Consider the following 13,560-nt stretch of genomic DNA (forward strand, 5'->3'; position numbering starts at 1 on the left):
TCTGCGTCGATGTGGCCAACGGCTACACCAAGTCCTTCATCGACTTCCTGCAGCGCCTGCGCACCGGCTACCCGAATATCACCATCATGGCCGGCAACGTGGTCACCGGCGAAATGGCGGAAGAACTGATCCTCGACGGCGCCGACATCGTCAAGGTAGGCATCGGCCCCGGCTCGGTATGCACCACGCGCAAGATGACCGGCATCGGCTACCCCCAGCTCTCGGCCATCATCGAATGCGCGGATGCCGCGCACGGCCTGGGCGGCCTGATCTGCGCCGACGGCGGCTGCACCTCGCCCGGCGACCTGGCCAAGGCCTTCGGCGGCGGCGCCGATTTCATCATGCTGGGCGGCATGCTCGCCGGCCACGACGAATGCATGGGCGCGGTGGTGGAGCAGGACGGCGCAAAAAAGCTGCGCTTCTACGGCATGAGTTCGCGCGCCGCGATGGACCTCCACTCCGGTGGCGTCGCCAACTACCGCGCCGCCGAGGGCAAGGAGGTGCTGCTCGACCCGCGCGGGCCGGTCGACGGCACGGTGCAGGAGATCCTCGGCGGCGTGCGCTCCGCCTGTACCTATGTCGGCGCCCACAAGTTGCGCGAACTGTCCAAGCGCACCACCTTCATCCGCGTCGCGCGGCAACTGAACGAGGTCTTCGGCCAGTCGTGAGCCCACTGGCGGCCTGGCTTCGCGTCGCCCTCGCCGCGCTACTGCTGGCGCTGGCGGCCTGCGGCGGCAAACCCAAGGAAAGCCCGCTGCCCGCAGGCACCAAGGTGCTGGCACTGGGCGACAGCCTGACCGCGCCGCACGGCGTCAGGCCCGGCGAAGACTGGCCCACGCTGCTCGGGCAGCGCACCGGCTGGGCGGTGATCAATGGCGGCATCAGCGGCGATACCAGTGCCGGCGCGCTGGAACGCCTGCCGGCGCTGCTCGACGAGCACCAGCCGAAACTGGTGCTGGTGACCCTTGGCGGCAATGACATGCTACGCAAGCTTCCGCCGGGGCAAACGGTCGCCAACCTCGGCCGCATGCTCGACCTGGTCGGTTCGCGCGGCGCGAAGGCGGTGCTGCTGGCGACGCCGAAACCCAGCATCGCCGGCGCTGTCTTCAACAATCTGGCACCCGCCGAGTTCTACGCCGAGGTGGCAAAGGACAAGAACGTGCCGCTGATCAAGGACGCCCTGCCCGAAGTGCTGTCGGACACGGCGCTGAAGGGCGACCAGTTGCACCCCAACGCGGCCGGGCACGCCAGGCTGGACGAAAAAATCCACGCCGAACTCAGGAAGATCGGTTTCGCGCGCTGAGTGCGGAGATATCCGCGCCACGCGGCGGGTTGCATTCGGCCCGTCTTTCCAGTAGTTTCAGCCCCCTGCCCCACCCCCTCCAGAATCGAGCTTGCCCCATGAACGCCAACGAAAAATTCATCGCCGCCGACGCCCATGTCGATGCCGCCGCGATCGCCCCGCTGCCCAACTCGCGCAAGATCTACGTCGCCGGCAGCCGGCCCGACATCCGCGTGCCGATGCGCGAGATCGCCCAGAGCGCTACCGCCGACACGCCGAATCCGCCGGTCACGGTTTACGACTGCTCCGGGCCCTATACCGACCCGACCGCCAGCATCGACATCCGCAAGGGCCTGCCCCAGCTTCGCGCCGCCTGGATCGCCGAGCGCAATGACACCGAGGAACTGGCCGACCTGTCGTCAGAGTACGGTCGCCAGCGGGCGATCGATGCCGAACTGGCCGGCCTGCGCTTCGACCTCGCGCGCCGCCCGCGCCGCGCGCTCGCCGGCAGGAACGTGTCGCAGATGCACTACGCGCGGCAGGGAATCATCACGCCGGAAATGGAATATGTCGCCATCCGCGAGAACCAGAAGCTCGACGGCCTCGAAGACCTGCTGCGCCAACAGCACCCCGGCCAGAGTTTCGGCGCCTCGATTCCGCGCGTGATCACGCCGGAATTCGTCCGCGACGAAGTCGCCCGCGGCCGCGCCATCATCCCCAACAACATCAACCACCCGGAATCCGAGCCGATGATCATCGGCCGCAACTTCCTCACCAAGATCAACTGCAACATCGGCAATTCGCCGCTGGCCTCGACCATCCAGGACGAAGTGGACAAGATGACCTGGGCCATCCGCTGGGGCGGCGACACGGTGATGGATCTTTCCACCGGCAAGAACATCCATGAAACGCGCGAATGGATCGTGCGCAACTCGCCGGTGCCGATCGGCACCGTGCCGATCTACCAGGCACTGGAAAAGGTGGATGGCAAGGCCGAGGACCTGACCTGGGAAATCTTCCGCGACACCCTGATCGAACAGGCCGAGCAGGGCGTCGATTACTTCACCATCCACGCTGGCGTGCTGCTGCGCTACGTGCCAATGACCGCCAAACGCATGACCGGCATTGTCAGCCGCGGCGGATCGATCCTCGCCAAGTGGTGTCTGTCGCACCACAAGGAGAACTTCCTCTACACCCACTTCGAGGACATCTGCGAAATCATGAAGGCCTACGACGTCGCCTTCAGCCTCGGTGACGGCCTGCGTCCCGGATCGATCTACGACGCCAACGACGCGGCGCAGATGGGCGAGCTGGAAACCCTCGGCGAACTCACCAGAATCGCCTGGAAGCACGACGTGCAGGTGATGATCGAAGGCCCCGGCCATGTGCCGATGCACATGATCAAGTTCAACATGGACGAGCAGTTGCGCCTGTGCGGCGAAGCGCCCTTCTACACCCTGGGCCCGCTGACCACCGACATCGCTCCGGGCTACGACCACATCACCAGCGCCATCGGCGCGGCGATGATCGGCTGGTACGGCACCGCCATGCTCTGTTACGTGACGCCCAAGGAGCACCTCGGCCTGCCCGACAAGAACGACGTCAAGGACGGCATCATGGCCTACAAGATCGCGGCGCACGCCGCCGACCTCGCCAAGGGTCATCCAGGCGCGCAGGTGCGCGACAACGCGCTGTCCAAGGCACGCTTCGAGTTCCGCTGGGAAGACCAGTTCAACCTCGGCCTCGACCCCGACAAGGCACGCGAATTCCACGACGAGACCCTGCCCCAGCACGGCGCCAAGCTGGCCCACTTCTGCTCCATGTGCGGGCCGCATTTCTGCTCGATGAAGATCACCCAGGACGTGCGCGACTACGCCGCCACGCTCGGTGTCTCGGAACAGGAGGCCTTGAGCAAGGGGATGGAAACGAAGTCGGTGGAGTTCGTCAGGAGCGGCGGCGAGGTCTACAAGGCGGGCTGAGTACCACCGACAAAAGTCGGCTCTGGCGACACGGTGCCCTCGTCATTCCGGCGAAGGCCGGAATCCAGCGGCCTCATCCCGATTGCCGGTATCATGAACGTCATATCAAGACGTTTCCGCTGCCAAGGGAGAAGAAATGGCCTCGCGAGGCAAGAAGAAAGCGGCTGAACCTGCGCAGCCCACCGAAACCATCGCCGATTACCGCTTCGACGCGAAGCGCACCAACATCCCGCCGGCGGGATTGGCGGCGCAGGGCAAACTCGAATCGCCGGCGCGCATTCGCTATGAATACGACCCCCATCGGCCGCCGGTGCTGCGCTTCGATGCTGCCGGGGCGGCGGACAAGCTGCCGGACTTGCTGGCCACGGCACGGCAGCGGGCGCTGACCGACGACGAGGCAAAGTTGCTCGCCGAGGCCTTGCGCAATCAGCAGCCGTGGCTGGAATGGTCAGGCAAGCGCGAAAAACGTTGGTTCGACGTGGAGCCAGTGGCTTTGCATATCCACGAACGCATTGCCGCCCAGGCCATCGTCAAGGTCGCGGCCCGGCAGGACGTGCAGCGCGACCTGTTCGCCGACCCCAAGCTCAGTTATCGCGAGGCAGTGCAGTTCTACCAGCACGACATGGACTGGGCGAACCGCATGATCCTCGGTGATTCCTTGCAGGTCATGGCCTCGCTGTCCCGGCGCGAAAACCTCGCCGGCCGCGTGCAGATGATCTACATCGATCCGCCCTACGGCATCAAGTTCGCCTCGAATTTCCAACCCGAGGTCGGCAAGCGCGACGTCAAGGACAAGGAATCGGACCTTACGCGCGAGCCGGAGATGGTCAAGGCCTACCGGGATACCTGGACGCTGGGCGTGCATTCCTATCTGGCCTACCTGCGCGACCGGCTGATGGTGGCGAAGGAATTGCTGACCGACAGCGGTTCGATTTTCGTGCAGATATCGGATGAGAATTTGCATCGGGTTCGGGCTGTGATGGATGAGATTTTCGGCGCAGAGAACTTTGTCTCCCTCATCACCGTCAAGAAGACTGGCGGGATGGGCGAGTCGAGAATTGACAACATTTCTGACTATCTCATTTGGTATGGGAAGCAGATTGATGTGATGAAGTACAACCCGCTCTACATCGCAAAGGATCTCAGCGATGGAACTGGAGCCCGATTTGCGAGAGTGCAATTGATTGAGGGGTGGTCGCGGCCCATCACCGAAGCAGAGCAAGAGAAACCCGCGTTGCTTCCAACTAGCGCTCGCCCATGGCGGGGCGACCCGCTTGTTTCGGAAACCCCAAGCGAATCAACCACGTTTAGCTTTGATCTTGATGGGCAAGTGGTGTCATCACGGAAAGGTGGCTGGAAGACAAACGGCACGGGAATGGCTCGGCTAATCAAAGCCGGACGCCTTCTTAAGACTCGTGATTTTGCCAATTTCATAAAGTATTTCGAAGACTTCTCGGTTAGTACTATCGGCAACCTTTGGGCAGACACGATGGGCACGGCTGAACAGGACAAAGTCTACGTTGTTCAGACCACGACAAAGGTTATACAGCGCTGTTTGCTTATGACCACGGACCCGGGCGATCTAGTGCTCGATCCGACCTGTGGCTCCGGTACCACGGCCTATGTCGCCGAGCATTGGGGCCGACGCTGGATCACGATGGACACCTCGCGCGTCGCCCTCGCCTTGGCACGCCAGCGACTGATGACGGCCAAGTTCGACTACTTCGAATTGCGGACATTGAACGACGACGACCGGCGGCGGAATCCGAATGGCCCATGGCTCAAGGATGAGAAAGTCGGCGCTGGCGGCACGGCGATGACGCTCGATTGCGAGACGGTGCCGCATGTCACATTGAAGTCCATTGCGCAGAACTCGGCGCTGGACTCGATCTTTGCCAAGCACCAGCCGACGCTGGACGAGAAGCTCAAGACCTTGAATGGCGCTGTAGCCAAGGTCGGCAAGGAAGCGCGCCAGAAGCTGGCGGCCAAGCTGGCAGCGAAGCAGAAGGCCGAGGGCAAGAAAGCGGTCACCGAAGCAGATCGCCGCCGCTGGCTACTGCCTCCAGCAAATCGCGATCCGAAGGCAAAACTCACCGTCGATGCGGATTTTGCCGGCTGGTATGACTGGGAAGTGCCCTTCGACATCGACGCCGACTGGCCGAAAGAATTGCAGGCGGCGCTGGGCGAATACCGCGCGGCGTGGCGGGCGAAGATGGACGCGGTCAACGAGGCCATTGCAGCCAATGCCACACCCGAGGAGTTGGTGGACAAACCTCGAGTACGTAAAAATGTGGTTCGGGTATCCGGCCCCTTCACGATGGAAGCGGTTATGCCGGCCGAGATGACCCTGCACGGCACTTCCGAGATCGAGGAGACGGAAGGCGAACTGGAAGGATTCGATGCGGCCGACGCCCCTCAGAATGCCGAGGCCTTCCTCGACAAGATGATTCGGCTGCTTTTTGCCGACGGCGTGCGCTTCCCCAACAACAAGGTGGCGAAGTTTTCGCGCCTGTCGCCCATCGGCGAGGATTTCCTGCACGCCGAAGGCGAGTGGGGCGATGGCGAGGGCAACACGCAGACGGTGGCCGTTTCGGTCGGCCCGGAGTTCGGGCCGGTGACGGCCTGGCAGGTGGAAAACGCACTGACCTTCGCCGCCCGGCGCGGCTTCGAGAACCTGGTGTTTGCCGGCTTCTCCTTCGACGCGGCGGCGCAGGCCGTGATCCAGGACGACCCCAATCCGCGGCTGCGTTGCCATCTGGCGCACATACGGCCGGATGTGAACATGGGCAGCCTGCTCAAGGAAACGCCGAACGCCCAGTTGTTCTCCGTGTTCGGCAGCCCGCGCATGAAGCTGGACAGCAACGCGGACGGGATGTTCACCATCACCCTCGAAGGCGTGGACATCTACAACCCGGTGGAGAACACCATCCTCGCCACCAGCGTGGACAAAGTCGCCGCGTGGTTTGTCGATTCGGACTACGACAGCCGCACTTTCTGCATCACGCAGGCCTTCTTTCCCGACAAGAGCGCGTGGGAGAAGCTGGCGAAGGCGCTGAAGTCCGTGATCGACGAAGGCGCTTTCGATACGCTGTCGGGCACCGTCTCGCTGCCCTTCGTGGCGGGACCGCACAAGCGGGTGGCGGTGAAAGTGATCGATCCGCGCGGCAACGAAGTGATGCGGGTGATGCGCCTGGATGGCGCGGCGGGAGGATACTGATGCCGACGATCTTGCAACTGGGTCCGTATCGCCTGTATTTCTACGCCAACGACCGCGGCGAGCCGCCTCACGTGCATGTCGAGCGGGACGATTCCGTGGCGAAATTCTGGCTGAGTCCGGTACGTCTGGCGACCAGCGGCCGTTTCTCGCGGGCGGAGATCGGTCGCATTCACGCGCTGATTCAGGAGCATCGCGATTTATTGATGGAGGAATGGCATGACTACTTTGGCGATTGAAATCGAAACGCCGGAAGCGACCAACGTCCTTGTCGGCGACGATACCTTGAGCGTGGACCTGGCCGATGGGCGCACGGTATCGGTGCCGCTGGCGTGGTTTCCGCGTCTGCTGCACGGCACGCCGGCTGAACGTTCGACGTGGCGCTTGAGCGGACGCGGCGAGGGTATCCACTGGTCGGCGCTGGATGAGGACATCAGCGTCAAGGGACTTCTCGCTGGCCATGCTTCGCAGGAAAGTCAGGCTTCGCTTGACCGATGGCTGAAGAAGCGTTCGGTCGCAGTGAATGGAGCGTAATCGAACGTGAGCTTTCCGCATACCGACAAACAAAGGAGACAGCCATGCACCCCCTGTTGACCCGCATCAGCATCGACCCCAATGTCTGCTTCGGCAAGCCCTGCGTGCGCGGCACGCGCATCTGGGTGTCGCTGTTGCTCGATCGCCTGGCCGATGGCGAAAGCGAAGCGGATCTGCTGGCCGAATACCCGCAGTTGGCGCTGGATGACATCCGCGCGGCCCTGGCCTATGGCGCGGAAATGTCGCGCGAGCAGATCATTCCCGCCGGGATGAAAGCGGCCGCGTGAAATTCAAGCTGGACGAAAACCTGGGTCAGCGCGGCTTCGCGCGCATTGCCGGCGCAGGGCACGATGTTTCCACCGTGGCGCTGCAGCGCTTGAGCGGAGCCTCGGACGAAACGATTTTTCGGGTGTGTGCCGAGGAAGGCCGGGCCTTGCTCACGCTTGACCTGGATTTTTCCCACGTTTTGCGTTTTCCTCCCGAGCGCTCGGCGGGAATCGCCATACTGGCCGCGCCGGGACGCATGACGGCCGACCTGCTGCTGCAGTTGCTGGATCAGTTGCTGGCCGCACTGCCTGCGCAAGCCCTGGATAAGCGGCTGTGGATCGTTGAACCAGGACGGATTCGCATCCACGCGACCGATACGGACTGAGTGATGGCGAGCAAACTTGCCAACAGCCCTGCCCAGCGGGAGATTCCGATCCAGCCGGTTGCCAAGCCGATCCTCTGCAAGCCGTTCGAGGAGCCGACGCGGCACTGGGTGTACGACACGCAGACGGGGGACGCCCGCGAGGAGACTGGTCGCCGCCCCGCTTCGTACTGGTTCAAGACGCAGCGCACCGGATCGGCACAGATGTCGCTGCTGGCGGAAGAGGAGCGCGACGACCTGCCCCTGGTGAACCTGCTGCGCGACGACGTCAAGCGCTGGCGCAGGAATGGCGAGTATCGAAATGCGACGCCGGTGACGCGGCAACTGTTGGCGCATTGGGCGCGGTCCGACAGGATCCGCCGCTTGTTCTTTTGCCAACTGGAAGCGGTCGAAACCGTCATCTATATCAACGAGATTCTGGCCGGCGGCAAGAACCCCGGCTTCACGCCCAAGGTCTCCCACGCCGACTACAAGGCGCTGGCAGCCGGCGACAAGCCCTCGTTCGTCTATGAGAAGGCGCCGAAAGTCTTTCCGACCCTGGCGGACAAACCCAACGAGGACGGCTTTGCGGCGCTGACCCGCTACGGCTGCAAGATGGCCACCGGCAGTGGCAAAACGGTGGTCATGTCCATGCTGATCGCCTGGACGTTCTGCAATCGCGGGCGGATGCCGGCTGACGAGCGGTTTCCGAATGCGGTGCTGGTGGTGTGCCCGAACCTGACCATCTTCGAGCGGCTACAGGTGCTGCGCACCGATACCGACGACAACTACTACCAGCAGTTCGACATCGTCCCCGCGCAACTGATGCCCGAATTGCAAAAGAGCAAGGTACTGATCAGCAACTGGCACAAGTTCGCGCCGGAGAGCCCTCACGTCGAATCGGGCAAGAGCTACGTGGTGGTGGACAAGGGCGAGGAAAGCCCGGATGCCTTTGCGCGACGGGTGCTCGGCGATCTCCATGATCGGGCGCCGATCATGGTGCTGAACGACGAGGCGCACCACGCGTATCGGCCAAAGCCGGTCGAGGCTGGCGACAAGCTTTCCGCCGAGGAGAAATCCGAGCGCGAGGAAGCGACAGTCTGGGTGTCGGGGCTGGACAGGATCAATGCGGCCTGCGGCGTGAAGTTCGTGGTCGATCTGTCGGCGACGCCTTTCTATCTTGGCGGCAGCGGCTATATCGAAGGTTCGCCCTTCCCCTGGCTGGTGTCCGATTTCGGTCTGGTGGACGCCATCGAGTCCGGCATTGTCAAGATTCCACGGCTGCCGGTTTCCGATACGACGGGACGCCCGGAGCCGAAGTTTTTTCGCCTCTGGCAATCCATCGTCGCCGGCATGCAGCCCGGCGAAAAATTGCCCGGCGGCAAGCCCAAGCCGGAGGTGGTGTGGCGCGAGGCGCAGGATGCGCTGCTGACTTTGGCAGGCCAGTGGAAGGAGCGTGCCAGCTACCTGCAGGAAGCCAAGCCCGGCCAGGAACAGGTGCCGCCGGTGATGATCATCGTCGCCGACAACACGAATATCGCCGAACTCTTCTACAAGAATATTTCCGGCGAGGAATCGGTGGAAATTTTGGAAGACGCCGATGAAGACGAGGATGAAGACGAACCTTCGTCGAAGAAGAAAAAGAAGGCCAAGACCAGGACAGTGTTCGGCACCGGCCTGATATTTCCTGAATTGTTTTCGAATCGGGACGGCTTCCGGCCGACACTGCGCATCGACTCCAAGCTGCTGGCCGAGGCGGAATCGAACGATGCGAAGGGCTCGCGCAAGGAGGCGGCCGAGGCATTGCGGCACATCATCGACACCGTGGGCAAGCTCGGGCAGCCGGGCGAACAGGTGCGCTGCGTGGTTTCGGTGCAGATGCTCACCGAAGGCTGGGACGCGAACAACGTCACGCACATTTTGGGCTTGCGCGCCTTCGGCAGCCAGCTCTTGTGCGAGCAAGTGGTCGGGCGCGGCCTGCGCCGCATGGATTACACCGTCGACCCTGAAACCGGGTTGTTCACCGAAGAGTATGTCGATATTTACGGTGTCCCGTTTTCGGTCATCCCCTTCCGCGGCCGTTCGACAAGCTCGAAGGCGCCGGAAGACAAGCCGAAGAACCATGTGCGCTCCGATGAGGCGCGCAAGCACTACGAAATGCGTTTCCCGATTGTCGAAGGCTATGCCTTTGCGCTGCGCAAGAACGTGGTGACTGCAAATGTGGATGCCATCGAGAAGCTGATACTGGCGCCCGACACGACACCTACCGCTGTTTTCGTCAAGCCCCAGGTCGGCTACCAGATTGGCAATCCGTCCGTGGCCGGCGGATTCACCACGGCAACGCAGGATCGCGAGGCCTATTACGCCAGCACCCATTTGCAAACGATCAAGTTCGAGATTGCAAGGTTGGTCGTAGGCGCATTGACCGAGGGCATAGAGGGCGGCACGCCCAAGCTGCGTCTGCAAGGACGACATCAGCTGTTCCCGCAGGTATTCCGGATCGTCGACGAATACGTCGGGACTCCGGAAAAGCCAAGGAAGGTCGACTTCCGTGGCTGTCACTCCTGCGAATTGGGGCTGGAAACCTATGTGCGGCGCATTGTCGAGCGGCTCGTTTCGGCCATCGAACCGGACACCGAAGGCGGCGAGCCGCCGCTGATGCCGCGCCTGAACCGCTACAAACCCATCGGCACGACTGGCGAGGTGAATTTCAAGACGACGCGGCCCTGTGTGCCGACGATTCGCAGCCACATCAACCAGGTGGTGGCCGATACCAATTCATGGGAACAGGCCGCCGTTTTTCGGCTGGAGCAGGCCAGGGACATAGTGTCCTTCTACGCTCGAAACGACCATCTGGAGCTATCGATTCCTTACGAGTACTTCGGCATCGCCCACTCCTATTTTCCGGACTTCCTTGTTCGTCTCACCAATGGCTTGAGCTTGCTGCTCGAAATCAAGGGCGAGGAGCGCGAGATGGATCGGGCCAAACATCAGGCGGCACGACGTTGGGTCAGTGCGGTCAATCACTGGGGTCGGCTTGGGACCTGGGCGTTTCACGCCTGCAGAGACCCGCAGAAGGTGATCGAGGAAATCAAAGACATCATGAAACCCGATAGCCAAAGCCTCGCTGAATTAAAAGTCGGCGCTGGCGACACGGCGATTTCCAGCCCATGAACTGCCGACCCGGCTGCGGCGCCTGCTGCATCGCGCCTTCGATCAGCACCCTGGACAAGCCTGCCGGAGTACCCTGCGTACACCTGACGCCCGACTACCGCTGTGCGCTGTTCGGCAGCTCGCGCAGGCCCGCCTGCTGCAGCGGCCTCCAGCCTTCCGCCGAGATGTGCGGCAGCGACCGCACGGCGGCCCTGGCCTGGCTGGCGCAACTGGAGGCGGCTACCGCCGCATGCTAGACTCGACCGCCTCTCCCGGCGCCGATTTATTCTCCTGACATGGATTTCCACCCGCTGCTGCAGGCGCTGATTCTCGGCCTGGTCGAAGGTTTCACCGAATTCCTGCCGGTCTCGTCCACCGGCCACCTGATCCTCGCCGGCGACCTGCTGCATTTCAACGACGAGCGCGGCAAGCTGTTCCTGATCGTGATCCAGGCTGCGGCCATGCTGGCGATCTGCTGGGAATACCGCGCGCGCTTCAGCGCCGTCCTGACGGGCCTCGGCAGCGACCCGGCGGCGCGGCGTTTCGTGCTCAACGTGGGCATCGCCTTCCTGCCGCTGGCCATCCTCGGCCTGATCTTCGGCAAGATGATCAAGGCCACGCTGTTCAACCCGGTGGCGGTGGCGACGGCCTTCATCGTCGGCGCCTTCATCATCCTCTGGGCCGAAAGGCGCCAGCACGTGATCCGGGTCGAAAGTGTCGATGAGTTGTCCGCGATGGATGCGTTCAAGCTCGGCCTGGCCCAGGCCTGCGCGCTGATTCCCGGCACCTCGCGCTCCGGCGCCACCATCATCGGCGGACTGCTGTTCGGCCTTTCGCGCAAGGCGGCCACCGAGTTCTCCTTCTTCCTCGCCGTGCCGACGCTGATGGCCGCCAGCGCCTACCAGGCCTGGAAGGAACGCCACCTGCTGGTGGCCGACGACCTCGGCCTGTGGGCCGTCGGCTGCGCCGCCTCCTTCGTCTCCGCCTTCCTCTGCGTGCGCTGGCTGCTGCGCTTCATCTCGACCCACGACTTCACCCCCTTCGCCTGGTACCGCATCGCCTTCGGCATCGTCGTGCTGGTCACCTGGCAGATGGGCGTGGTCGATTGGAGCGCACCTTGATTCTGTATCTGCACGGGTTTACCAGTGGGCCTCAGTCGAACAAGGCGCAGGCCCTGGGCGCGCGCATGCGCGAACGCGGCCTCGGCGAGAAATTCCTGAGCCCGCAGTTGCCTGCCTCGCCACGGGCGGCCATTGCGCTCGCCGATGGCCTGATAGCGCGCCATGGCGTCACCTCCGTGGTCGGCTCCTCGCTCGGCGGCTACTACTCGACATACCTTGCCGAGACCTTCGACCTCAAGGCGGTGCTGGTGAATCCGGCGGTGGTGGCCCACCTTTCGCTGCAGAAATACATCGGCCCGCAGCAGTGGCTTTACACCGGCGAGCGCTTCGACTTCACGCTGGAACACGTCGATGAACTGCGTGCCATCGCGATTCCGGTGCTGGCCAAGCCCGAACGCTTCTGGCTGCTGGTGGAAGAAGGCGACGAGACGCTGGATTACCGCGATGCCGTGCGCCGCTATGCTGGCGCGAAGCAGACCGTGCTGCCAGGCGGCGACCACAGCTTCACGCGCTGGAACGACTACCTCGATTCGATCATCGATTTTTCGGAAGCCTGAACGCCGTGAGCGCGACGCACCCAGCGGCGACGCCTGAAAACACCCGGCGCGGCATCGTCGCCGGGATCGGCGCCTACCTGATCTGGGGCCTGGTGCCGATCTTCTTCAAGCAGATCGTCGAGGTGCCGGCCGACGAGATCATCGCCCACCGCGTGGTCTGGGCCATGCTGCTGATGACCGCCATCCTCGGCACCGGCCGCGGCTTCGGCGACGCGCTGCGCGTGGCGCGGATTCCCGCGCAGCTGGCACGCATCGCCCTGGCGGCCGCATTGGTGCTCGGCAACTGGCTGACCTTCGTCTGGGGCGTGAACAACGGCCACATCATCGAAACCAGCCTCGGCTATTTCATCCTGCCGCTGCTCAACGTCGCACTCGGCGTGCTGGTGCTCAAGGAGCGCCTGCGTCCGCTGCAATGGCTCGCCGTGCTGCTCGCCGCCGCCGGCGTCGCGATCGAGGCGTTGCGCGCCGGCGGCCTGCCCTGGATCGCCCTGGTGCTGGCCGCCACCTTCGCCATCTACGGCCTGCTGCGCAAGCAACTGCCGCTCGACGCCGCCAGCGGCCTGTTCCTCGAAACCGTCTGCATGACGCCCGTGGCGCTGCTCTGGCTGGGCTGGATCCAGCATTCCGGGACCGGCCACTTCGGCACCGGCGCAAATCTGTTCGACGGCCGCGACCTGCTGCTGGTCGCCACCGGCGCGATCACCGCCATCCCGCTGCTGCTGTTCGCCGTCGCGGCGCGGCGGCTGCCGCTTTCCATGATCGCCTTCCTGCAGTACATCGCGCCGTCGATTGCCTTCCTGATCGCCGTGCTGGTGTATCACGAGCCCATGGATTTCACGCGCACGCTGGCCTTCGCGGCGATCTGGAGCGGGCTCGCGGTCTACAGCGTCGACCTGCTCAAATTCACCGCCGCGAAAGCGGACGCGCCGCTGCCATGAGTTTTGATTCGGCCCAGTTCAAGCGCCTCGAACGCAAGGGCTACAACCGCATCGGCGCGCGCTACCTCGCTGCCGCCGGCAGTCGTGGTGAACTGGCGACGGCGCTGCTGGCCGCCGCCGGGCCGGCGCCCGGCCAGCGCGTGCTCGACCTCGC

Annotated in this window: 13 protein-coding genes; all 13 read left to right on the top strand. The window is 63.5% G+C overall.

Features of this window, described 5'->3' with window-relative positions:
• Window positions 1–668 (top strand): GMP reductase (locus J0M27_RS20320; RefSeq protein WP_294996246.1); only part of this gene is annotated, 668 nt, incomplete at its 5' end.
• On the top strand, window positions 665–1,303 hold the full coding sequence (locus J0M27_RS20325; RefSeq protein WP_294996249.1) for an arylesterase: 639 nt from the start codon (window positions 665–667) through the stop codon (window positions 1,301–1,303). The genes J0M27_RS20320 and J0M27_RS20325, both read left to right, overlap by 4 nt.
• Window positions 1,304–1,401: 98 nt before the next feature.
• On the top strand, window positions 1,402–3,261 hold the full coding sequence (gene thiC / locus J0M27_RS20330) for a phosphomethylpyrimidine synthase ThiC (protein WP_294996252.1): 1,860 nt from the start codon (window positions 1,402–1,404) through the stop codon (window positions 3,259–3,261).
• A gap of 136 nt (window positions 3,262–3,397) precedes the next feature.
• Window positions 3,398–6,478, top strand: a complete 3,081-nt coding sequence (locus J0M27_RS20335; RefSeq protein WP_294996255.1) for a site-specific DNA-methyltransferase — start codon at window positions 3,398–3,400, stop codon at window positions 6,476–6,478.
• The gene (locus J0M27_RS20340) at window positions 6,478–6,714 is read left to right on the top strand and encodes a DUF4160 domain-containing protein (RefSeq protein WP_294996258.1); all 237 of its coding nucleotides are present in this window, start codon (window positions 6,478–6,480) and stop codon (window positions 6,712–6,714) included. The genes J0M27_RS20335 and J0M27_RS20340 overlap by 1 nt, the downstream gene beginning before the upstream one ends.
• Window positions 6,695–7,009 carry a DUF2442 domain-containing protein gene (locus J0M27_RS20345; RefSeq protein WP_294996261.1) on the top strand — a complete coding sequence of 105 codons (315 nt, stop codon included), beginning with the start codon at window positions 6,695–6,697 and terminating at the stop codon, window positions 7,007–7,009. The genes J0M27_RS20340 and J0M27_RS20345 overlap by 20 nt, the downstream gene beginning before the upstream one ends.
• Before the next feature lie 44 nt (window positions 7,010–7,053).
• Entirely contained in the window at window positions 7,054–7,296 is a 243-nt protein-coding gene (locus J0M27_RS20350; protein WP_294996264.1) for a DUF433 domain-containing protein, read from the top strand.
• Window positions 7,293–7,661, top strand: a complete 369-nt coding sequence (locus tag J0M27_RS20355) for a DUF5615 family PIN-like protein (protein ID WP_294996267.1) — start codon at window positions 7,293–7,295, stop codon at window positions 7,659–7,661. Before J0M27_RS20350 ends, J0M27_RS20355 begins: the two co-directional genes overlap by 4 nt.
• Window positions 7,662–7,664: 3 nt before the next feature.
• Complete coding sequence (locus J0M27_RS20360; protein ID WP_294996270.1) at window positions 7,665–10,811, top strand: BPTD_3080 family restriction endonuclease; 3,147 nt, start codon at window positions 7,665–7,667, stop codon at window positions 10,809–10,811.
• Entirely contained in the window at window positions 10,808–11,047 is a 240-nt protein-coding gene (locus J0M27_RS20365) for a YkgJ family cysteine cluster protein (RefSeq protein WP_294996273.1), read from the top strand. Before J0M27_RS20360 ends, J0M27_RS20365 begins: the two co-directional genes overlap by 4 nt.
• Window positions 11,048–11,086: 39 nt before the next feature.
• Window positions 11,087–11,911 (top strand): undecaprenyl-diphosphate phosphatase, encoded by an 825-nt coding sequence (locus J0M27_RS20370; protein WP_294996276.1) that lies wholly within the window; start codon window positions 11,087–11,089, stop codon window positions 11,909–11,911.
• On the top strand, window positions 11,908–12,468 hold the full coding sequence (locus J0M27_RS20375; protein WP_294996279.1) for a YqiA/YcfP family alpha/beta fold hydrolase: 561 nt from the start codon (window positions 11,908–11,910) through the stop codon (window positions 12,466–12,468). The genes J0M27_RS20370 and J0M27_RS20375 overlap by 4 nt, the downstream gene beginning before the upstream one ends.
• A gap of 5 nt (window positions 12,469–12,473) precedes the next feature.
• Entirely contained in the window at window positions 12,474–13,406 is a 933-nt protein-coding gene (gene rarD / locus J0M27_RS20380; RefSeq protein ID WP_294996281.1) for an EamA family transporter RarD, read from the top strand.
• Window positions 13,407–13,560 lie beyond the last annotated feature (154 nt).

This window comes from Sulfuritalea sp., from assembly GCF_017302275.1.
Lineage (GTDB): Bacteria > Pseudomonadota > Gammaproteobacteria > Burkholderiales > Rhodocyclaceae > Sulfuritalea.